The 19448-nt window shown below is 52.0% G+C and carries 24 protein-coding genes; 13 read left to right on the top strand and 11 right to left on the bottom strand.

Annotated features, from left to right (window positions below; genetic code table 11):
* The first annotated feature begins 12 nt into the window (after positions 1 to 12).
* Positions 13 to 225, top strand: a complete 213-nt coding sequence (locus QN359_RS08545) for a hypothetical protein (RefSeq protein ID WP_322250903.1) — start codon at positions 13 to 15, stop codon at positions 223 to 225.
* Between the two features lie 8 nt (positions 226 to 233).
* On the opposite strand, the gene QN359_RS08540 is transcribed toward QN359_RS08545, so the two are convergent.
* Positions 234 to 689 carry an Lrp/AsnC family transcriptional regulator gene (locus QN359_RS08540; protein ID WP_322250902.1) on the bottom strand — a complete coding sequence of 152 codons (456 nt, stop codon included), beginning with the start codon at positions 687 to 689 and terminating at the stop codon, positions 234 to 236.
* A 287-nt stretch (positions 690 to 976) separates the two neighbouring features.
* On the opposite strand from QN359_RS08540, the gene QN359_RS08535 reads away from it, so the two are divergent.
* Together QN359_RS08535 and rocF are read left to right on the top strand one after the other, a co-directional pair.
* Positions 977 to 2062, top strand: coding sequence for an ornithine cyclodeaminase (locus tag QN359_RS08535; RefSeq protein WP_323493240.1), 1086 nt, complete (start codon positions 977 to 979; stop codon positions 2060 to 2062).
* A 19-nt stretch (positions 2063 to 2081) separates the two neighbouring features.
* Complete coding sequence (gene rocF, locus QN359_RS08530) at positions 2082 to 2993, top strand: arginase (RefSeq protein WP_322250901.1); 912 nt, start codon at positions 2082 to 2084, stop codon at positions 2991 to 2993.
* A gap of 10 nt (positions 2994 to 3003) precedes the next feature.
* Here the strand turns inward: rocF and QN359_RS08525 are convergent, their stop codons facing one another.
* Positions 3004 to 4281: a hypothetical protein gene (locus QN359_RS08525; RefSeq protein ID WP_323493239.1), complete on the bottom strand. Its 1278-nt coding sequence runs from the start codon at positions 4279 to 4281 to the stop codon at positions 3004 to 3006.
* Positions 4282 to 4306: 25 nt separating this feature from the next.
* Between QN359_RS08525 and QN359_RS08520 the strand changes: the two genes are divergently transcribed.
* Positions 4307 to 4561, top strand: coding sequence for a hypothetical protein (locus tag QN359_RS08520; protein ID WP_323493568.1), 255 nt, complete (start codon positions 4307 to 4309; stop codon positions 4559 to 4561).
* A gap of 386 nt (positions 4562 to 4947) precedes the next feature.
* On the opposite strand, the gene QN359_RS08515 is transcribed toward QN359_RS08520, so the two are convergent.
* The 5 genes from QN359_RS08515 to QN359_RS08495 form a co-directional block, all read right to left on the bottom strand.
* On the bottom strand, positions 4948 to 6330 hold the full coding sequence (locus QN359_RS08515) for a hypothetical protein (RefSeq protein ID WP_322250898.1): 1383 nt from the start codon (positions 6328 to 6330) through the stop codon (positions 4948 to 4950).
* A gap of 183 nt (positions 6331 to 6513) precedes the next feature.
* Complete coding sequence (locus QN359_RS08510) at positions 6514 to 7947, bottom strand: NAD(P)(+) transhydrogenase (Re/Si-specific) subunit beta (protein WP_322250897.1); 1434 nt, start codon at positions 7945 to 7947, stop codon at positions 6514 to 6516.
* Positions 7947 to 8261, bottom strand: coding sequence for an NAD(P) transhydrogenase subunit alpha (locus QN359_RS08505; protein ID WP_322250896.1), 315 nt, complete (start codon positions 8259 to 8261; stop codon positions 7947 to 7949). Before QN359_RS08505 ends, QN359_RS08510 begins: the two co-directional genes overlap by 1 nt.
* Before the next feature lie 80 nt (positions 8262 to 8341).
* On the bottom strand, positions 8342 to 8704 hold the full coding sequence (gene panD, locus QN359_RS08500) for an aspartate 1-decarboxylase (RefSeq protein ID WP_322250895.1): 363 nt from the start codon (positions 8702 to 8704) through the stop codon (positions 8342 to 8344).
* A gap of 84 nt (positions 8705 to 8788) precedes the next feature.
* Positions 8789 to 9907, bottom strand: coding sequence for a Re/Si-specific NAD(P)(+) transhydrogenase subunit alpha (locus tag QN359_RS08495; protein ID WP_322250894.1), 1119 nt, complete (start codon positions 9905 to 9907; stop codon positions 8789 to 8791).
* 452 nt (positions 9908 to 10359) lie between these two features.
* Here QN359_RS08495 and QN359_RS08490 point away from each other — a divergent pair, with 452 nt between their 5' ends.
* From QN359_RS08490 to QN359_RS08480, 3 genes are all read left to right on the top strand, one after another.
* The gene (locus QN359_RS08490; protein WP_322250893.1) at positions 10360 to 10821 is read left to right on the top strand and encodes an NUDIX hydrolase; all 462 of its coding nucleotides are present in this window, start codon (positions 10360 to 10362) and stop codon (positions 10819 to 10821) included.
* On the top strand, positions 10821 to 11918 hold the full coding sequence (mnmA, locus tag QN359_RS08485) for a tRNA 2-thiouridine(34) synthase MnmA (protein ID WP_322250892.1): 1098 nt from the start codon (positions 10821 to 10823) through the stop codon (positions 11916 to 11918). The genes QN359_RS08490 and mnmA overlap by 1 nt, the downstream gene beginning before the upstream one ends.
* 305 nt (positions 11919 to 12223) lie before the next feature.
* On the top strand, positions 12224 to 13141 hold the full coding sequence (locus QN359_RS08480; RefSeq protein WP_322250891.1) for a MurR/RpiR family transcriptional regulator: 918 nt from the start codon (positions 12224 to 12226) through the stop codon (positions 13139 to 13141).
* Positions 13142 to 13166: 25 nt separating this feature from the next.
* On the opposite strand, the gene QN359_RS08475 is transcribed toward QN359_RS08480, so the two are convergent.
* Positions 13167 to 13685 carry a carboxymuconolactone decarboxylase family protein gene (locus QN359_RS08475; RefSeq protein ID WP_322250890.1) on the bottom strand — a complete coding sequence of 173 codons (519 nt, stop codon included), beginning with the start codon at positions 13683 to 13685 and terminating at the stop codon, positions 13167 to 13169.
* A 67-nt stretch (positions 13686 to 13752) separates the two neighbouring features.
* Positions 13753 to 14301: a peroxiredoxin gene (locus QN359_RS08470; protein WP_322250889.1), complete on the bottom strand. Its 549-nt coding sequence runs from the start codon at positions 14299 to 14301 to the stop codon at positions 13753 to 13755.
* A 237-nt stretch (positions 14302 to 14538) separates the two neighbouring features.
* On the opposite strand from QN359_RS08470, the gene asd reads away from it, so the two are divergent.
* The 6 genes from asd to bfr all read left to right on the top strand — a co-directional run bounded on the left by asd (position 14539) and on the right by bfr (position 17852).
* The gene (gene asd / locus QN359_RS08465; RefSeq protein WP_322250888.1) at positions 14539 to 15384 is read left to right on the top strand and encodes an archaetidylserine decarboxylase; all 846 of its coding nucleotides are present in this window, start codon (positions 14539 to 14541) and stop codon (positions 15382 to 15384) included.
* Positions 15385 to 15551: 167 nt separating this feature from the next.
* A complete protein-coding gene (gene hemP / locus QN359_RS08460) occupies positions 15552 to 15758 on the top strand; it encodes a hemin uptake protein HemP (protein WP_322250887.1) in 207 nt (68 codons plus the stop codon).
* A gap of 36 nt (positions 15759 to 15794) precedes the next feature.
* Entirely contained in the window at positions 15795 to 16133 is a 339-nt protein-coding gene (locus QN359_RS08455) for a hypothetical protein (RefSeq protein WP_322250886.1), read from the top strand.
* Between the two features lie 18 nt (positions 16134 to 16151).
* On the top strand, positions 16152 to 16385 hold the full coding sequence (locus QN359_RS08450) for a (2Fe-2S)-binding protein (RefSeq protein WP_322250885.1): 234 nt from the start codon (positions 16152 to 16154) through the stop codon (positions 16383 to 16385).
* Entirely contained in the window at positions 16382 to 17071 is a 690-nt protein-coding gene (locus QN359_RS08445; RefSeq protein ID WP_322250884.1) for a TonB family protein, read from the top strand. Before QN359_RS08450 ends, QN359_RS08445 begins: the two co-directional genes overlap by 4 nt.
* Positions 17072 to 17375: 304 nt before the next feature.
* Positions 17376 to 17852 carry a bacterioferritin gene (gene bfr / locus QN359_RS08440; protein WP_322250883.1) on the top strand — a complete coding sequence of 159 codons (477 nt, stop codon included), beginning with the start codon at positions 17376 to 17378 and terminating at the stop codon, positions 17850 to 17852.
* A gap of 62 nt (positions 17853 to 17914) precedes the next feature.
* Here bfr and rsgA read toward each other — a convergent pair whose 3' ends face one another.
* Complete coding sequence (gene rsgA / locus QN359_RS08435; protein WP_322250882.1) at positions 17915 to 18964, bottom strand: ribosome small subunit-dependent GTPase A; 1050 nt, start codon at positions 18962 to 18964, stop codon at positions 17915 to 17917.
* 293 nt (positions 18965 to 19257) lie between these two features.
* Positions 19258 to 19448: hypothetical protein (locus QN359_RS08430; RefSeq protein WP_323493566.1), on the bottom strand; the 191-nt coding region annotated here is incomplete at its 5' end.

Below are 19448 nucleotides of genomic sequence, written 5' to 3'. Positions count from 1 at the left end.
CTGAGGATCAATATGAAATTACGCACTAAACGTCGCCATTACAATTACAGCCGCCTGGTCAACCACCAACTCGCGACCGTACTCGAATCAGCCTTTGAAGAATTCCGCCTGAACTTCAGCGAAGAAGGCCAGTCACTGACTGAATCGCTCGATGCCTTGCAAAAACTCGGTGCCAGCTATCGCCACTTCAAAAAGTTCGCACTGCGTTTCGCTGCTTCGCACTGATCGCGGTTTCAGTTAATCGGCAAACCGCTGCTCGGCTTGATCTCTTCCATGCAGATCATCGAACGCAGCGACGCCACCCCCGGTACCTGCATGAGCGTGTCAGTCAGAAATTGTGACAAGCTCTTCAGGTCCGCCGCCACCACTTTGAGTATGTAATCAAAGTCGCCGGAAATCGTATGGCATTCGATAATTTCGGTAAACGCGCGCAGTTGTCGTTCCACTTCACGCACATTGCGAAATTGCTCGCGATCGAGCGATAAATTCACAAACGCCATCACCCCCAGCCCTACCGCCGCCGGTGCCACCTGCGCTACATAGCCGCGAATAATCTGCTTCTCTTCTAAAGTACGCACGCGTCGCAAGGTTTGCGGTGCCGATAAATGAATCCGCTCGGCCAAATTCAAATTACTCATGCGGCCATCACTCTGCAGACAGCGCAAAATACTCAAATCATAGGCATCCATATCGGCTCCTTTTTCATGAAATTTTATGATAATGCATATTTATGTAATTTAAATTCATTATTTTTAATTACATGAAATTAAATTTCTAATTTAATCAATATCAAAGAGAATTTAGCAATCTTATTTTCTCTGTCATGGCTACAATAAAGGCAGGAACAAGTCGATCACAGTCGCGCCTGGCGCACTGAGGCTCTTGCGAAATGTGAAATAATTTCGCAACGGCTTCCGGGGCAGCAATCTACCCCACTGACAATGTTCCGTCTTTCATACACTATACGGAGAACACCATGGTCACTTTCATCGGCACTCAAGAAATGCAAACCCACTTACGTCTGGTCACGCCGGAAACCGCGATCACCCGCATGGCGCAAATGATTAAAGAAGATTATCTGCGTTGGGAAATGTTTGATAAATCGGCCCGCGTGGCGAATCACTCAGCCGATGGGGTGATCGAATTGATGCCTATTTCAGATGGTAAAAATTATTCCTTCAAGTATGTCAATGGTCACCCGAAAAACACCCAAGCCGGCTTATTAACCGTGACCGCCTTCGGCGTCTTGGCCGATGTCGATACCGGCTATCCGCGTTTGCTCTCAGAACTGACCCTGACCACCGCTCTGCGCACAGCCGCTACCTCAGCCTTGGCTGCTACCTACATGGCGCGGCCGAACAGCCGCAGCATGGCACTGATCGGCAACGGCGCACAAAGCGAATTCCAAGCCATCGCCTTCCACGCCATGCTGGGAATAGAAGAATTACGCGTGTATGACGTCGATCCGGCGGCCACCGACAAACTGATACATAATCTGCGCGCTTACCCACAACTGCGCGTGATCCGCGCCGCTTCGGTCGCCGCTGCCGTACTCGGTGCCGACATCGTCACTACCGTCACGGCCGACAAAACCAATGCCACCATCCTGACCCCCGAAATGATACGCCCCGGTATGCATATCAATGGCGTCGGCGGCGATTGCCCGGGCAAGACCGAATTACATGCCGATATCCTGCAACGCGCTCACGTCGTAGTCGAATATGAGCCACAATCGCGTATGGAAGGCGAATTGCAGCAAATGCCGGCCGATTTCGCCGTCACCGAACTGTGGACTATCCTGGCCGGCAGCGCCAGCGGCCGCAGCAATGCCGAGCAAGTCACGGTGTTTGATTCGGTCGGCTTTGCGCTCGAAGATTTTTCCGCCATGCGCTATCTTGAAAAATATGTGATGCAAAAAACCTCGGCCCTGCTCGATCTGATTCCGGAAATGATGAACCCGAAAGATTTGTACGGCATGGGAATGGCAACACAAGTCGCTGCCGCGACCAGCACACCGACTCAAACCGCTGGTAACGCCACCGAACTACCGATACACGCTTGACTATAGAAACGATAAAAGAATGAAAACCATTTCCCTGATTGGCGCACCGACCGATGTCGGTGCCAGTGTACGCGGTGCCGGTATGGGCCCGGACGCCTTGCGCGTGGCCGGCCTCAATGAAGCTTTGAGCGCCCGTGGTCTGCAAGTGATAGACCATGGCAACTTGCATGGCCCGGCCAATCCCTGGGAACCGGCCGTCAATGGTTTGCGCCATCTGCGCCAGGCAATAGACTGGAATCAGGCAGTCTATGATGCGGTCGAACTGGCCCTGCGCAATGGCCATTTGCCGATGATGTTGGGGGGCGATCACTGCCTGGCCATCGGTTCGATCAGCGCGGTCGCCGCGCATTGCCGTAGCACTGGTAAAAAATTACGCGTGCTCTGGTTCGATGCCCACGCCGACAGTAATTTGTCGACCATCAGCCCGACCGGAAATATCCACGGCATGCCGGTGGCCTGCCTGATGGGACATGGTCCGAAAGAATTGATCGGGTATGCCGGACACACCCCGGCCATGCAGCCCGACGACATTCGCCTGATCGGCATCCGCAGTGTCGACGCCGGCGAAAAAAAATTCATCGATGAAATGGGCATGCAAGTGTTCGACATGCGTTACATCGACGAGCACGGCATGCGCAATGTGATGACTTCGGTACTGGCCGGACTCGATGCCGACACCCACCTGCATGTGAGCTTCGATATGGATTGCCTCGACCCCGGCATCGCGCCCGGCGTCGGCACCGCCGTATTGGGCGGGCCGACTTACCGCGAAGCGCAACTGTGCATGGAAATGATCGCCGATACCGGCATGATGGCTTCGCTCGATTTAGTCGAACTCAATCCTGCCCTCGATGTGCGTAACCAAACGGCGATGTTAGCGGTCGACTTGATCGAGAGCTTGTTCGGCAAATCGACGCTGGTACGGCGTTAATTTTTCGAAATCAAGACTTGGCCTCATTCAACCCTTGCGCATGCAATAGTAACTGTTGGTAAGCATGGTCGACAGCGGCCGTTGCGCCCGGATTTTCTTGTAGCTTTTGATACGACAGCGGGGCAAAGTAGCGATTACTTTCATAGTTGAACACCGTGTAGGCTTCGTTGAAGGTGTGGCCGCCGCTGAAGGTCAAATAGGCTGCGGTCATTAACTGTGCCTGTTCCGTAGGAAAAGCAGGAGAAGCCGTTGCTATTTTTTTGAATAAGTGTTTCAAAATATTGCTACTCCCCGACATACCAACAGCAACCGGCGTTTCGCTGTGCAGCGCCGCCTGATTGTGACCGGTCAGGTTGGTTACCGGCAATTGATACCGGTCGATTGGTCGTTCACCCTGACCAAGATGTAATTCGGCGCTCGCGGCCTGTTTCTGGTAATGCAGCATGACACCGTGACGCTGCGATTGCTCGGCTGAATTATTCACCCGCACAAGCAAGCGTTGTCGCGTGATGACATTGACATAGAGCTTGCTTGCCTCAGCCAGCATACCGCTCAAGCTAGGCGCGCAATTAGTATATTTAACCGCCAGCGCCAGCAGCAAAGGAAGGCTGTATGCGTCTTCGCATGCCAGCATCGCCATGAAATTTTTCGGCGTGCTGCTGGCAATAAATTGATTCGCTTCCAGCATGTCAGTCCGCCATGCCGGACAATCTTTCTTCATGATGTCGACAACGTATTGGCAAATCTCCGATTGCGCCGACTTGCTATGCGCTTGAAAATCTTTGCTTACGTAATCGGCAATCATTTTTCCAGCAGCAAGCATGTCTGCATTCGGGTGCAGCACCAAGTGACTGGATAACTCGGTCTCAAACAAGCGTCCGTAGTAATTATCATTATGCCGAGTGACGTGAAATTCTTTATCAATGGAAGCGATCATGCGATCTATGCTTGCGAGAATATCTTTCGCCTGATCAGCATATTGGCTGGCGATCGCATCACGCAGCGTCGTTAAACTCTCGGCAGAAAAATCGCGTGATAGGAAATCATTTTTTAGCGCCAATCCTACCTGCGACTTGGTCTCAGGGCTTAGTTCGCTACTTTTTTCCAATGCTGCCGCGATGTCTATCAGTGCTTCGCCGGCCGTTCTGATTTTCCCGGCTTCATGCTTAATCGGTGTTGCGCTTAAAGGCGTCACAATATGATTGCGTAACAGCGTGTAATCGGCTTGACTCAATTTTCCGTGCACATTTTGAATCACCCCAAAGCCATCGTAACGTATTTGATGCATAGTTTTTTCTGCAATTTGCGGCGCAATGCTTTTTCCGATTAGCTCACGTTCCATTCTCTCTCTCGCCTTGTGGCCACCTGTCAGACTGGAAAGCGCTCTGATCTGCTGGAAAAATGCAGATTTGATTGGCTGCATCGGCTTCAACGAGGGTGCGCTGACGCGCACCTCGCTATTTTTCGCCGCAACAAAAGTTTTAACACCGGTGCCAGGACTTTTATCGCCGTTGATGGTATCGGTGGCACGGCGAAACAGCGCCGACATCGAACTGGAAAAAGAGTGAATGTGAGACATGATGATGTGAATTTCCCTTGCTCGATCGAAGTAATAAAGGCGTCGCTGAGCGAGTTGCTGCGTTAAAGTCTTTAGCTCACAGCAATTTTAGGGATTAAAAAAAGATGCAACAATCGGACTGGTACCAAAAAACCAAAGAAAATTTATTTCAAAGTACTGAAGACTGCATCGAGACATTCGCGTGCCCTTTTGGCTGATCATTACCCACATTCAGCTCAATTACGCATCCCCCCAGTCGCCCAATTCGTCATTTTCGCGCTGGCGGAAACGGCCAAGAGAGGGCCCGGGGGAATGGCGCACATTGTTAAAACTTATGGGTAACGATCAGTCAAAGGCATGTGGGAATAACGCAGCATGCTGTGTTTTCCGTCAGACTTACGCGACCGACTCCTGGCTTCTGTTGACGTTTAGTTGCTGTATTTCTGCCGACACCTTAACAAGTTTTTGGTAGGCATGATCGACCGCAGGCGCGACATCGCTGTTGTAACTCAATGCTTTATAAGAGAAAGGTTTGAAATTTTGCTTGCTGTGATGGGCAAAAACGGCGAAGGTATCATTCAAGGCTTGCCCTCCGACGAAAGAAAAATATGCCGCTGTCATCAGGGTTGCCTGTTCCATAGAAAACCCAGGACACTGTTCTTCAATCTCATGGAATAGAAAATTCAATAAATTATTACAGCCTGCCATGCCGAGCTCTTGGTCTTTGTCACTGGCGACGTGCAAACTGCGGCTCGTCAGGATGACATCCGTATAAAATTGATGCGCATCATTGACTATTTTCGCGCACTGCGGCGCGCACAGCAGATATCGGAGTGCGGTCGCCAACACCAAAGGGATGGCGTGCACAGAGTCGGTATTGAGCATGTTAATCAAACCAAACGGCGAAGGTTGCGCAATGAACTGCGCCGCCTCAGGGATACTTGTTAAGTACTCGGCCTGATCTTGTGCCATGTGCTCACGGACCAGCAGACTGATGTAATTTTGTCCCGCCTCATCGTAGCAAGCCATATCAGCGAGCATATAATCTTTGATGTTTTGGCTGATTTGCAGCATGCCCGAATTGGGACGGGCGAGTAAATCGCACGCCAGTTCGCGTTCGAACAGTTGGCAGTAGTATTGATCATTCTGTTTATCCAGAGCAAGCTTCTTATCGGCAGAATCGACCAGTGCTTGAATGCTGGGTAACAACTCGCCCGTGCTGCGTGCGTACTTGGCGGCCCATACCGTATATAAATTTTTTAAACTGTTTTGTGACACCCCGCCCGCAAGGAAATGGCTTCGCAACGTCCCTCCCATCTCACATTTGGTGATTTCTCCGATTTCCGTACTGGCTTCGATCAGTGCCACCATATCGACCAAGGCTTCGCTTACCGTTCTGCTGCTTGGTGGTGTCACTTCGCTAGGCTCTGGCAAGTGTTTGGGCATGATATTGCTAAAAGTAATCTGACCATAAAATGCATTATCGCGGCCAACCGCCGCGCCTTGCGGTGTCAAGGCCAGCGCATGTCTGACAGTGGGTGCAGCGGCAGAGCGTGGCGAATGCGTGCCGCGACCACTAAACACGGCTTTGAGTCGAGAGAAAAAAGACTTGGTCTTTTTTTGCTGTGCCCCCTCACTGCGGGCAGGCACGCTCAATGTCGAGTTCGACACCGCTTGGGTCTGTGCCAAGCCACGCGGCGGTGCCGCCGGGGGATGATTCTCAATATGAAACGTCGTCGCAGCACGCGGTGGTGCCGCATAAAAAACAAATTTTGGCATAGGCTCTCTGGAAGGTCAGCACATAATAAATCTTAATTTTGCATCGATGCAGCAAGAAAAGCTTTCAGAAAAAAGCTATTCCTGGTGCGACGAGGGCGCAAAAAAAAGGGGACACACTGTTCCACACAGGTGCCCCCTCAGCCGGCACGCGCAATGACGCGCACCGATTTTAATCAGCATCGCTTACTCGATCGCTTTAACCATATCCTCAATCACTTTTTTCGCATCGCCAAACACCATCATGGTTTTATCCATGTAAAACAATTCATTGTCGAGACCAGCGTAACCAGACGCCATCGAACGCTTGTTGACGATAACGGTTTTGGCTTTGTACGCTTCCAAAATCGGCATGCCGGCGATGGCTGATTTCGGATCTTTGGCGGCAGGATTGACGACGTCATTGGCACCGAGTACCAGTACCACATCGGCCTGGCCGAATTCATTGTTGATGTCTTCCATCTCGAACACTTGATCGTAAGGCACCTCTGCTTCCGCCAACAAAACATTCATGTGACCCGGCATACGCCCAGCCACCGGATGAATCGCATACTTGACCGAAATACCTTTGTGCGTCAGTTTTTCCGTCAATTCTTTCAAGGAATGCTGCGCACGCGCGACCGCCAGACCGTAACCAGGAACGATGATCACCGTCTCTGCATTACCGAGCAAGAACGCGACGTCATCGGCGGAACCGGATTTGACATTGCGTGCCGCCTGGGTACCAGTTTGCGCCGCCGCCGGCGCACCACCGAAACCGCCCAACAAGACATTGAAGAAAGAACGGTTCATCGCCTTACACATGATGTAAGACAGAATCGCACCGGAGGAACCGACCAAGGAACCGGCAATGATGAGCATGGAGTTATTGAGTGAAAACCCGATCCCCGCTGCCGCCCAACCGGAATAGCTGTTGAGCATGGAAACCACCACCGGCATATCGGCGCCGCCGATAGGAATGATGATCAACACACCGAGGATGAAAGCCAAGGCTGCCATCAAGGCAAACGGTGTCCAGCTTTGGGTGATACAAAAAGCAATCCCCAAGCCGAACATCGCCAGCGCCAGCACCAGATTAAGCTGATGTTGGCCGGCAAAGCTGACCGGCGCGCCCTGAAACAGGCGGAATTTGTATTTCCCCGAGAGCTTGCCAAACGCGATCACCGAACCCGAGAAGGTAATGGCACCGACAAAAGTACCGATGAACAATTCGAGACGATTGCCGAACGGGATAGGTGCATCACGGGCGACGATGTTGAATACCCAAGGCTCAGACACCACGGCCACGGCGATACAAACTGCCGCCAAACCGATGAGCGAATGCATGGCCGCGACGAGTTCCGGCATTTTCGTCATTTCCACACGTTTCGCCAGCAGTGCACCGATACTGCCACCGACCACCACACCGAGTGTCACCAAGCCATAGCCTAGGCCATTGCCGGCACTTTCAGTCTTGAGCTTGATGATGAGTGCAATCGTGGTTGCCACGGCCAACGCCATGCCGAGCATGCCGAAAGCATTCCCACGTCGGGCCGTGGATGGATGCGACAAACCTTTGAGGGCTTGAATAAAACAAACCGATGCGATCAAATACAGCATCGTAACCAAATTCATGCTCATTATTTAATCTCCTTGGTCGTGCTTTTCGGCTCTTTTTTCTTGAACATTTCCAGCATGCGCTGGGTCACCAAAAAACCGCCGAACACATTGACGGCCGCCAAGGCGACGGCCAAGGTGCCCATCACTTGCGCCAACAAGCCTTCGGTAAGGCCGGCAGCGAGCATGGCACCGACGATGATAATGGCTGAAATCGCATTGGTCACCGCCATCAAAGGCGTATGCAAAGCGGGCGTAACCGTCCACACCACGTGGTAGCCGACATAAATTGCCAGCACAAAAATGATGAGATTGGTAAGGGTATGACTGACTTCCATGATGTCCTCTCTGTTATCGGGATATGCGACATGCAAAACCAGGCGCCGGCAGCAAGGCCGACTGGCCGATTGAATACTCCTTAATACTCCTTAAGACTGCTGATCTGATTCTTAGCGTTAACAAACACCACCTTCGGTTTGTAAGTGCGCGCTTCTTCTTCTGTCATCGGCGCGTAAGTACAAATAATCATCAGATCGCCGAGCTGAACTCGGCGGGCCGCCGCGCCATTGAGCGAAATTTCGCCGCTGCCGCGTTTGCCACGAATGGCATAGGTGGAGAAGCGCTCACCGTTGGTGACGTTGTAGAGCTCGATCTGTTCGTGTTCCGTGATATCGGCAGCATCGAGCAAATCTTCATCAATTCCACATGAACCTTCATAGTGGAGATCGCACTGGGTGACAGTGGCGCGATGAATTTTGGCGCGGAGCATATTTCTTTGCATGGGTGTTCTACCTTCTGATACGTGTTTCTAAAAAATGTACGACCATGCCGGCAAAACCTCTATGTTTTCCGGCAAGATTTACTTCTATGACTTCTTACAGACTTCGCCGGCGTGGCACATCAGCGTAGCGGCGATGATTTCATCGTCGCGGTTGATGGCCAAAGCCGCCTCTTTATCGACGATGAGCTTGAGGAAGTCGAGCACATTGCGCGCATACAAAGCCGAAGCGTCGGCCGCCACCAGCGTCGCCAAATTGGCTATGCCGACGATATGCACGCCATGCTTGGTGACGATTTTATCGAGTTCGGACAAGGGGCAATTACCGCCCTGCTCAACCGCCATATCGACAATTACCGAACCCGGCTTCATTGCCATGACCGTCTCTTCGGAAATCAGCAGCGGCGCTTTCCGTCCCGGTATCAGGGCGGTCGTGATGATGATATCGGCTTGCTTGGCCCGTTCATGCACCAAGGCCGCCTGCCGTTCCATCCACGCCGCCGGCATCGAGCGCGCATAGCCGCCGCTGCCTTTGGCGATTTCACGCTCTTCATCGGTTTCGTAGGGCACATCGATGAATTTGGCACCGAGTGACTCCACCTGCTCTTTTACCGGTGGGCGCACATCCGAGGCCTCGATCACTGCGCCCAGGCGCTTGGCCGTGGCGATCGCTTGCAAACCGGCTACCCCGACGCCCATGATCAGCACGCGTGCCGCTTTCACGGTACCGGCAGCCGTCATCAGCATAGGCATGAAGCGTTGATAGGTGTTGGCCGCCATCATGACTGCCTTATAACCGGCGATGTTGGCTTGTGAAGACAGCACATCCATAGCCTGCGCGCGGGTAATGCGCGGCGCGGCTTCGAGGGCGAACGCAGTCAAGCCGTGTGTCGCCATGGCTGCGAGATTGTCGGCATCAAACGGGTTGAGCATGCCGACGACGACCGTGCCGGACTTGATCAAAGTCCGTTCGTTCGCATCCGGTGCGCGCACCTTGAGCAGCAATTCGGCGGCAAATACCTCTGCCGCGCTGCCGATTTGGGCACCAGCGGCCAGATACGCCTCATCAGTAATACTGGCAGCGATACCGGCGCCGGCTTGTACGATCACGACATGCTTAGCCGCAATGTACTTCTTAATAGTTTCCGGGGTGGCCGCGACACGTGTTTCGCCGGGCCGGGTCTCGGCGGGAATGCCGATTTTCATAGATGTACTCCCTGACAGTCAATAAATTCTTTTGGCATGGATACCAGCAGTCTGCGCTCAGGCGTCGATGAACGACTCGCCATCAGGGCGGCTTGGCGTGAACGAATATTTCTTACTGGGATCTTACATTTAGTATTCGACAACGATATTACACGTAAAATGTTTTTTAGCACAACCGTTCGTTTTTTACTGAATTTTTTTATTCACCACTTCGGTGCACGAGAAAAGATCCCTGAAAATTAATAGAAAAAAATATATTTCCCTTTATAAACAATGTTGTATAAAAAAACTGGATAATAAAGCACGGACCAAAAGTCACCCACTGTGCTCATTTACTGGGCAATTAGCAAGACAAGCAGCAAATCTGCACGCACTAATTTGCTGACAAATTTGCTGGTTTGCCACACAAATTTTGACGACAAAGTAAAATATAGGGCTACGAGAAAGAAGTTATGTCACTTATTTGGAAACCAGCCGTTACCGTGGCTGCAATTATTGAAAGAGATCATCGTTTTCTGATGATAGAAGAAGAAACGCCTGAGGGCTTGCGTTTCAACCAACCGGCCGGTCATCTGGAAGCCGGTGAATCCTTGGAACAAGCCGTAATCCGCGAAACTCTGGAAGAGAGCGCGCACGACTTCACGCCCACCGCCCTCATCGGTACCTACCTGTCGCACTCCGACGAGCAAACCTATCTGCGCTTTGCCTTCACTGGTGAAGTCGGTGCGGCCCTTGGTCTCCCGCTCGACAGCGGCATCGTGCGCGCCTTGTGGATGAGTTACCACGAGATCCTCGATTGCGAACACCGCCATCGCAGCCCGCTGGTCTTACAATGCATAGACGATTTTTTACGCGGGAAACGCGCCCCGCTGTCGCTCTTGTTTACCCATCCCAGCGCACTCGGACCGAAATAATGCGTAAAAAAAGAGTCGTGATAGGCATGTCGGGTGGCGTTGATTCATCGGTATCGGCGTGGCTACTCAAAGAACAAGGCTATGAAGTCATCGGCCTGTTCATGAAAAACTGGGAAGATGATGACGACAGCGAGTACTGCTCGACTCGGCAAGACTGGATCGATGCGGTCAGCGTGGCCGACGTGCTCGGGGTCGATATCGAAGCCGTCAATTTTGCCAGCGAATATAAAGATCGGGTGTTTGCCGAATTTCTGCGCGAATACCAAGCCGGTCGCACCCCGAATCCCGATGTGCTGTGCAATGCAGAAATCAAATTCAAAGCCTTCCTCGATCACGCCATGCAACTCGGTGCCGATTACATCGCTACCGGCCACTACGCCCGAGTGCGTGAAGTCAATGGTGAATTTCAATTGCTGAAAGCCTTGGATGCCAGTAAAGACCAAAGCTATTTCCTGCACCGTTTGAACCAGCAACAACTGGCCAATACCCTCTTTCCGCTCGGTGAAATCCACAAGACCGAAGTGCGCAAGATTGCCGAACAATTACGCCTGCCGAATGCCACGAAAAAAGATTCAACGGGTATTTGCTTCATCGGCGAGCGCCCGTTCCGCGAATTCCTCAACCGTTACCTGTCCTATCAGCCGGGCGATATCCGTACACCTGAAGGGCAATTGATCGGTCAGCACGTCGGTTTGAGTTTTTACACCTTGGGACAGCGCAAAGGCATAGGGATAGGCGGCATCAAATCACATCAAAACGCCGACGGCAGTAGCGATGCTTGGTATGTGGCACGCAAGGATATTGCGGCCAACACCTTGTACGCCGTGCAAGGTCATGAACATCCTTGGCTATTATCGACAGATTTGGAAGCCCGGCAAGTAAGCTGGGTGGCCGGACATGCGCCGCAACAAGCGGCCTTGGCGGCTAAAACACGCTACCGTCAGGCTGATATGGCCTGCACCTTCGGCGCTGATGAAGATCGTTTTGCCTTACATTTCGAGACAAACCAATGGGCCGTCACTCCGGGGCAATCTGCCGTCTTGTATGATGGTGAGGTCTGCTTGGGTGGTGGCATTATCCACGCCGTCGGACTCTGAAACGGAGCGCTGTTGATCACACCGATACACCGCTTGTATGCATTTGCAAGTAGACACAATGTCACAATTTATCTACGCAAGCGCAGCAGACTGGTGTATCGTATGCCGGATAAACTTGCGTGTTTTGCGCTGTTTATCGAGTTCGAATGTAATATAATTTACACTATTAGCGATATTTCGGATAAATATTCAGCTCAACGCATGTCACAATTGAATTAAAGCAAGTCCACTTGCTCGACCGAATGACACATTGACATGATGGAATTACATTAGTATTTTTCATACAGCGCACACAACGGATCTTCATGAATCGCCCAGATACCAACGCCCTTGGTGGCACAGTCAACGTCCGTATAGGCAAGGTCTACATGAACTTGTCGAAAGCGCATAAAAAAACGGCGGACTATGTACTGTCCAATGTGTTTCGTTCTGCCACGATGTCGATTGATGAACTCGCCAATGCCGTCGGCATCTCTGTGGCGACCGCGAACCGCTTTGCGCGCGCGCTTGGCTTCGAAGGTTATCCGCAATTTCGGGCCGAATTGGTGTGTGGGTTTGAAGCCATGTTGGCACCGATCGATAATTTGCGCAGCGAAGTCAACCGTCCGGCCAGCAGTACCGAAATTATCGCCGGTTCGCTCAATGAAGATTTGGCGAATTTAGAAGCGACACGGCGCGCCCTCGATACCGATTTATGCAATCAAGCGGTACGCATGATACTCAATGCCGAACGCATCTACATCGTCGGCTACGGTGCCAGCGCCTTCCTCGGCGGTTTGATGGCACATAATCTTGATCCGTTTTGCACTACTGTGCAATCGACCATAGGCAGCGGCGGGCCATCCACCGTGGCACGGCAATTGTTCAAATACACCGAGCGCGATTTGATCATCGGCATTTCCTTTCCACGCTATGCCGAAGATGTCGTGACCATCTTGCGCCAATTGCATGAAAAGCATGTCCCTATCTTGGCACTGACGGATGCCCCGAGTTCGCCGCTGGCGGCGCTGGCCAATGTCACGCTGTATGCACAGACACGGCGGCACTTCTCACCCAACTCAGAAGGTGCGGCCCTGTGCCTGATCGAAGCCATTTGCAGCGCCGTGGCGCATCAAGCTAAAGCACCGGTGCATGCGGCTTCCGAGATGACGAAATTCGTCCTGCCTTGGTTATACCAAGACCCGAATCACAGCGCCAAAAAAGCGCTGATCCCGGTTAAATAAGCGCCGCCTGCTCAGGCACTAAGACTTATTCTGCTGCAATCACTTGAGCAGCAGCATTAATTACTGCAGCAATACGGCCGACATCACGCAATTGTGTTACCGACATACCTTCTTTTTGCAGTAATTCGAAGTGTGATTTCACGCAAAAGTGGCATTTGCCGACGATTGATGCTGCCAGTGCATACATTTCAAAGCGACGCTTATCGACCCCACCATTGGTGGCATAGGCATTCATACGCAATTGCGCAGCCTGGGTTTTCAAATCGGCATCGTCCGCCATTTCCACATACGGGTACCAGATATTATTCATGCCCATGAGCGCGGCGGCAGTCAGGGCCGCGTGGATTTCTTCGGCACTGATGGCATCACTACTGCGTATCGCATCGATGATGAACTTACTTTTTGCCGCAAAGGCCGCTGCCAGCGCTACACCGACGGCATCATTGCCTTCTAGGCTGGAACGGGCGATGGTGCCGTCGAGATTGAGACGAATATCCTTGGCATAATCAGGGATCTTACTTTTAATTGAATTTAAGAATTCCATAGTTTTTTCCTATCTATTAGTGAGATAAAAACCCGCCGCAGCGGGTTTCATCATACTCGCTACTTGCTTACAGTGTAGAACCGCCGACGCTACGATTGCATGGGCACAGTTCATCAGTTTGCAAACCATCAAGAATGCGCAAAATTTCAGTTGGGTTACGACCAACGTTGAGGTTATTCACCGAAACGTGCTGAATGACATTGTCCGCATCGACGATGAAAGTCGCGCGCAAAGCAACGCCGGCAGCGATATCGCGCACGCCAAGCATGTCAACCAAGGAACCGGTGGAATCACCAAACGAATAGTGATTGAGCTTGTCGAGGTCTTTATGTTCACGGCGCCATGCCAATTTGCAGAATTCATTATCGGTCGAACCACCCAAGAGGATAGCATCGCGATCGGCGAAATCATTCGTCAATTTAGCGAATTCAACGATTTCTGTTGGGCAAACGAAAGTGAAATCTTTCGGGTAGAAATAAATGATTTTCCATTTGCCTGGGAACGAGGCTTCGGTGATGTCTTCAAATGCGGAAACGCCGTTCTCTTCGTGATGATTAAAACCTGGCTTAGCTGCTGTAACTTTGAATGCGTCTAATTTTTGACCTACAGTTTTCATAAAAATCTCCTTAGTGGGCGGTTGGTACGGGCCGTCGACCCGCGATGACATAAAGCATATCACTATGATTTTTAAATATCCAATAGATTATAACTAAACACCATTTAGGCAAAACGTATTCAAAACCCACAGCTACCTCAACTGCGCTGCTTTCTCGTGCAGAAACAGAGCAAAAACTGCGCTTTACTGGCGCGCAACGTTATAATTCTCGACCGATATCTCAACAGGGCCTCTACCGTGTCTGATCGACTTGCCGTCCTACCGCAATACCTTTTGCCCAAACAGGCGCTGACTATCTTTGCCGGCAAAGTTGCCAATGCCAAAGCAGGCGTGCTCACCAGCAAGTTGATCACTTGGTTTATCGGCCGTTATCGTGTCAATATGGCGGAAGCAGCCAATCCTGATATTGCCAGCTACGCCAGCTTCAATGAGTTTTTCACCCGCGCGCTGCGTGCCGATGCCCGCCCGCTAGCCAAGAGCGCACTGGTCTGCCCGGTCGACGGGGCCATCAGCCAGTTCGGCGCCATCGAGCAGGGGCAAATTTTTCAAGCCAAAGGCCACCAGTACTCAGCCACCGCCTTGCTCGGAGGCGACAGTGCAGCGGCGGCCAACTATGCCAACGGCAGCTTTGCCACTATCTACCTGAGCCCGCGCGACTACCACCGCATCCATATGCCCTGCGATGGCAGACTCACCCGCATGGTCTATGTTCCGGGCGACTTGTTTTCGGTCAATCCGACCACGGCCCGCGGCGTACCAGGCTTATTCGCGCGCAATGAACGGGTGGTGTGTTTTTTTGAATCTGATCACGGCCCCTTCGTCCTGACACTGGTTGGTGCAACCATCGTCGGCAGTATGGCGACGGTATGGCATGGCATCATCAACCCGCCACGCCGCAAAGCAGTCCAAGAGTGGCATTACCGCGATCAAGCGATCGTATTAAAGCAAGGTGAAGAAATGGGCCGCTTCCTGCTCGGCTCCACCGTGGTCTTATTATTCCCGGCCGGTGCCGCGCAGTTCGATCCTGCTTGGCAGGCGGAAAAATCGGTCGTGATGGGCGAAGCGATGGCGCAACGCGCCTGAATCTCCCCTGACTACTCTATCCAACCCGGTTCGCCGGGTTTTTTTTCGTCGCGGCGACCACTCCAACACAAAAAATCGACCGTTCCTATAAAAAGCACTTGCAAAATATCGGCTCGCGCTTATAATCCTAAATAGGAATTGTTATCATTTAGATTTAGGAGAATCGAATGCTCGAAGCGCGCCACCCTTCTTCTTGCCAGCCCGATGTGACGTCAGCCTCGCCACAACCGTGCCGGCCCAGCATATCTGGCAGCATTCCGCGCCTCAAGAGCTGCGAACTCATGCAAAGGGAAAGAGAAATTGAGATCGATCACGAGGGAAAAATTTACCACCTGCGCCTTACGCGCTTGAACAAATTGATACTGACCGCCTGAATTCAGGCCCGCACCATCATCACAGGGAGAAGCGCCATGTCCTTAGCTTATTCAAACGAGCAACTCAACAGCACGCCGAGCGGCCACAGCACGCAACCCGAGTTATTGGTCTCGGCGCTACTGCATCTGATGTCGCATTACAGCGTCAATGCCCGGCAAAGCGACGGTAGCAGCGCCTGCCTCAAATTGGCCGCCGTGATTGAACGTCACTTGAAAGCCCTGACCGCCTTGCCTAACTTAGCCCCCGTCTTGCATGCCACTTGCTTGCAATTATCGGAGCAATGGGCCGGGCTGATCGATGCGCAACTACCCCAGTCGAGCAAGCCGCGCCGCTTTTCTTGGATGAACGCAACACCACCACGCCATTCCACTTAACGACCAAGAGAGACAGTGATGATCGTTTGCGTCTGCAATAATATTTCTGAACGCCAGATCGCCAGCGCCTGTGCGGCTGGCCACACCACGATGGCTGATTTGCGGCACCATTTACAAGTTGGCACGTGCTGCGGAAAATGCGCCGGCTGCGCCCGAAAAGTTTTACGCGAATGCAATGAAAACAGCGCCTTGCCGGCCCATGTCATCCCGCTGGTCTTGCAGCGCCGGCCACTCTCAGGAGTCGCGGCATGAATGCTTACGCCTGCGCCGGCAACCTCGGCCAGCCACGCGCGAACACACGTTGGATCGCGCTCCCGCTGATCGCGGCACTGCACGTGTGCCTGATCTTCGCACTCCAGCAAGGCATGCTGACGACTGCCGTACCCAGCCTGCCGAAAGAACTCGTCACCATCTTCATCAACCCGGCCGCCCCGCCAGCGCTGGCGCCGCCGCAGTTGCCGCTGATCAGCCGCAGCCTAGCCTTGCCAGCCCCCGCCATCGCCGTCATCGCACCACCTGAGCTCCCCAGCATCACACTGCCGGCTGCCACGTCTATCGTCGCTGGCCCAGTTGCCGCTGCACTACCCACTGTCAGCAGCGCGGCTGTCGCGACTGTCACAGCCACGGCCAGCAACAGTAGTAAAACCAGCGCAGAACCGAAAAGCATCAGCCAGCTCGAATACCTGCGCGCACCACAAGCGACTTACCCGGCGCAGTCACGGCGTTTGCGCGAACAGGGCAAGGTGATACTGCGCGTAGTAGTGAATGAAGCTGGCCAAGCCGATAGCGTAGAGGTGCATCAATCGTCCGGTTCCGCACGCCTCGATGAAGCGGCCCGTTATGCACTCTTACGCGCCCTGTTCAAACCGTATTTGGAAGACGGCAAAGCCATCAGTGTCGCGGCCAAGGCGGTGATCAATTTTTCGCTTGATAGCTGAAGGCATGTGACAAAATTGGCGGCGAAATTGACGCTTTTATTTCTGCAGCAGAAGAGCTCCCTCTGTGTCAGGATAGTTGGTAAGTTGTAAGCGCTCCATCATCAACAACCTATTCAAGCAACGGTTTCACTGGCTAAATCGTGCTTATGCAAATTCCACGGTAACAGCGCCTCCACCTCGTCACCGTCACGAGAGACAGCAAAGTCGCCGCGTTTAAATTCGAGCCCAAGGGCAAAAAATGACTGCAAAATTCGCTCACGATTGCTATGATAAAAATTCATAAACCGTTTTCGAGAGGAATTTCATGAAAGGCGATGCCAAAGTCATCAAACTGCTCAATGCACAATTGACTAATGAATTGAGCGCAATCAATCAATATTTCTTGCATGCACGAATGTACAAGCATTGGGGATTCGATAAAATTGCACAGAAAGAATATCAAGAATCGATAGGCGAAATGAAGCATGCCGACAAGTTGATTGACCGCATTTTGATGCTCGGTGGTTTACCGAATTTGCAAGCACTGCACAAATTGATGATCGGTGAGCATGCGGAAGAAATGCTGCGTTGCGACCTCAAGCTGGAATTAGCGGCGCAACAAACTGTCAAGGAAGGCGTGGCGATGGCTGAAACTTGCGCCGACTATGTCTCACGTGACTTATTCCAATTGATACTCGAAGATACCGAAGAGCATATCGATTGGCTGGAAACCCAACTTGAGCTGATGGAAAAAGTCGGGATACAAAATTATCTGCAATCGCAGATCAGTGTGGCGAGTTGAGCTTCGAGCGAGCTTAAAAATCGACCAAAACCGCGCAGATTAACTCTGCGCTTCCTCGGAGACTACCACTGATCTTTTCTGGCGCTATGCACCTTTTTAAAATAGTCGCGATAGTGCTGTTTGACCGCATGCGCGCCCTCGGCACGCCGTTGCTGCGACACTTCTTCTTTCAAGAGCTTGCTGTAATTAGCGAATTCAGCCTCGGTAAGACGCTGATCAGCAATTGCGCTCCGAATAGCGCAACCAGGCTCAGCAACATGGCAACAATTATTATAGCGGCAGTGCTGGCTCAATGCCATAATGGACTGAAACACCCGCTCCCGACCTTGGGTGGCTTCATCCAGTTGCAACTCGCGCATGCCGGGGGTGTCGATGATCGCCACGCCATTGTCGCAAAAGAATAGCTCACGGCGCGTAGTGGTGTGCTTGCCGTGGGCATCATCTTGACGAATTTCCCGAGTCGCCAAATTGCTACCCAACATGGCATTGATCAATGTCGACTTACCGACACCGGACGAACCGATCAAGGCGATCGTGGTACCGGCACCGAGGTAGGCTGATAACACATCAAGCGAAGCCGGTATGTTGACACTCAGACCGTGGACATGCTCCACACCTAGGCGGGTAAGCTGATCGAGATAATGCTCAAGATCATCACAGGTATCGCTCTTGCTCAGTATCAGCACCGGGCTGATGTTAAACTCATAGGCCAAGGCCAAGTAACGTTCGAGTCGCTTGACGTTGAACTCTTCGTTAGCACTGGTCACAATCCATAAATAGTCGAGGTTCGCCGCGATCACCTGTGGCACGCCATTCGAGATACGGCGCAGGCGATTTTTTGCTTCGAAGATGCGCTGGAGACGGTGATGCTCGTGGTCCGCCGTAGCGATCACCCAGTCGCCCACTGCCAAATGCTGACTGAGCGGCTGAAACTGCGCGCCGCATAGGACAGAGCGCTCGCCGTGCAGCCCCATCGCGACGACGCGGTTACGGTGGATTGCAGTAATACGCAAGATGCGCTCCGGCGTCTCTTCAGCGCCAATTTCAAGCAAAGACAACTGTTGAAAAAAGCAATGCGACCAGCCAAATTTTTGCAGTGATGAATACGTCATGTCGACTCCAAGGTGAAATCGGCTTGGGCCACCGATTGCTGTATTTTTTTATCAAGAATGAAATTATTTTAAACAAAAAAATATTTCCACAGGGAAATTATCTGAAAAATACAACACCTTCGTCAAACGAACTCATGGTTTTCATTTGGCATTGAGCATCCACAGCGCGATCAGAAATAATTTGCTCCAATCTGATTCGATCAGCGAGCGGCAAAATGCTTGTTCTGACTACTGCCCCCATATAAAATAATACAAACACTGATTTTCCTTTTCCTCAGTCCAAATTTTGTTTTTCAAAACAAATATGGATCGCTCAGGCAATTTTTCAGCCGATTGCTCCTAAGCCCGACAGACTCCTGGCCAACAACACTAACGATTTTCACCTGATAAACGTCAATTACCCCGGCCTCAAGGCCGGAGCTTGAAAAAGCTCGGTTGACCAGACTGAGCGCAAAGCATCGCGCTACGTTGCAACGAAGTACAA

Origin of the sequence: Undibacterium sp. 5I2 (genome assembly GCF_035019605.1) — a bacterium.
Classification (GTDB): domain Bacteria; phylum Pseudomonadota; class Gammaproteobacteria; order Burkholderiales; family Burkholderiaceae_D; genus Undibacterium.
The sequence above is the reverse complement of the archived record's forward strand: the minus strand, read 5'-3'. Positions and strand labels throughout refer to the sequence as shown.

Bases quoted from the DNA above. Each gene is read 5' to 3' on its own strand.
- QN359_RS08495 (WP_322250894.1), bottom strand. From the start codon at position 9,907: ATGAAAATCGGCATTCCCGCCGAGACCCGGCCCGGCGAAACACGTGTC.
- rocF (WP_322250901.1), top strand. From the start codon at position 2,082: ATGAAAACCATTTCCCTGATTGGCGCACCGACCGATGTCGGTGCCAGT.
- QN359_RS08545 (WP_322250903.1), top strand. From the start codon at position 13: ATGAAATTACGCACTAAACGTCGCCATTACAATTACAGCCGCCTGGTC.
- hemP (WP_322250887.1), top strand. From the start codon at position 15,552: ATGCTCGAAGCGCGCCACCCTTCTTCTTGCCAGCCCGATGTGACGTCA.
- QN359_RS08490 (WP_322250893.1), top strand. From the start codon at position 10,360: ATGTCACTTATTTGGAAACCAGCCGTTACCGTGGCTGCAATTATTGAA.
- QN359_RS08535 (WP_323493240.1), top strand. From the start codon at position 977: ATGGTCACTTTCATCGGCACTCAAGAAATGCAAACCCACTTACGTCTG.
- QN359_RS08450 (WP_322250885.1), top strand. From the start codon at position 16,152: ATGATCGTTTGCGTCTGCAATAATATTTCTGAACGCCAGATCGCCAGC.
- QN359_RS08445 (WP_322250884.1), top strand. From the start codon at position 16,382: ATGAATGCTTACGCCTGCGCCGGCAACCTCGGCCAGCCACGCGCGAAC.
- QN359_RS08515 (WP_322250898.1), bottom strand. From the start codon at position 6,330: ATGCCAAAATTTGTTTTTTATGCGGCACCACCGCGTGCTGCGACGACG.
- panD (WP_322250895.1), bottom strand. From the start codon at position 8,704: ATGCAAAGAAATATGCTCCGCGCCAAAATTCATCGCGCCACTGTCACC.
- QN359_RS08505 (WP_322250896.1), bottom strand. From the start codon at position 8,261: ATGGAAGTCAGTCATACCCTTACCAATCTCATCATTTTTGTGCTGGCA.
- mnmA (WP_322250892.1), top strand. From the start codon at position 10,821: ATGCGTAAAAAAAGAGTCGTGATAGGCATGTCGGGTGGCGTTGATTCA.
- QN359_RS08455 (WP_322250886.1), top strand. From the start codon at position 15,795: ATGTCCTTAGCTTATTCAAACGAGCAACTCAACAGCACGCCGAGCGGC.
- QN359_RS08470 (WP_322250889.1), bottom strand. From the start codon at position 14,301: ATGAAAACTGTAGGTCAAAAATTAGACGCATTCAAAGTTACAGCAGCT.
- QN359_RS08520 (WP_323493568.1), top strand. From the start codon at position 4,307: ATGCTTTTTCCGATTAGCTCACGTTCCATTCTCTCTCTCGCCTTGTGG.
- rsgA (WP_322250882.1), bottom strand. From the start codon at position 18,964: ATGACGTATTCATCACTGCAAAAATTTGGCTGGTCGCATTGCTTTTTT.
- QN359_RS08480 (WP_322250891.1), top strand. From the start codon at position 12,224: ATGAATCGCCCAGATACCAACGCCCTTGGTGGCACAGTCAACGTCCGT.
- QN359_RS08525 (WP_323493239.1), bottom strand. From the start codon at position 4,281: ATGCATCAAATACGTTACGATGGCTTTGGGGTGATTCAAAATGTGCAC.
- QN359_RS08540 (WP_322250902.1), bottom strand. From the start codon at position 689: ATGGATGCCTATGATTTGAGTATTTTGCGCTGTCTGCAGAGTGATGGC.
- QN359_RS08510 (WP_322250897.1), bottom strand. From the start codon at position 7,947: ATGAGCATGAATTTGGTTACGATGCTGTATTTGATCGCATCGGTTTGT.
- QN359_RS08475 (WP_322250890.1), bottom strand. From the start codon at position 13,685: ATGGAATTCTTAAATTCAATTAAAAGTAAGATCCCTGATTATGCCAAG.
- bfr (WP_322250883.1), top strand. From the start codon at position 17,376: ATGAAAGGCGATGCCAAAGTCATCAAACTGCTCAATGCACAATTGACT.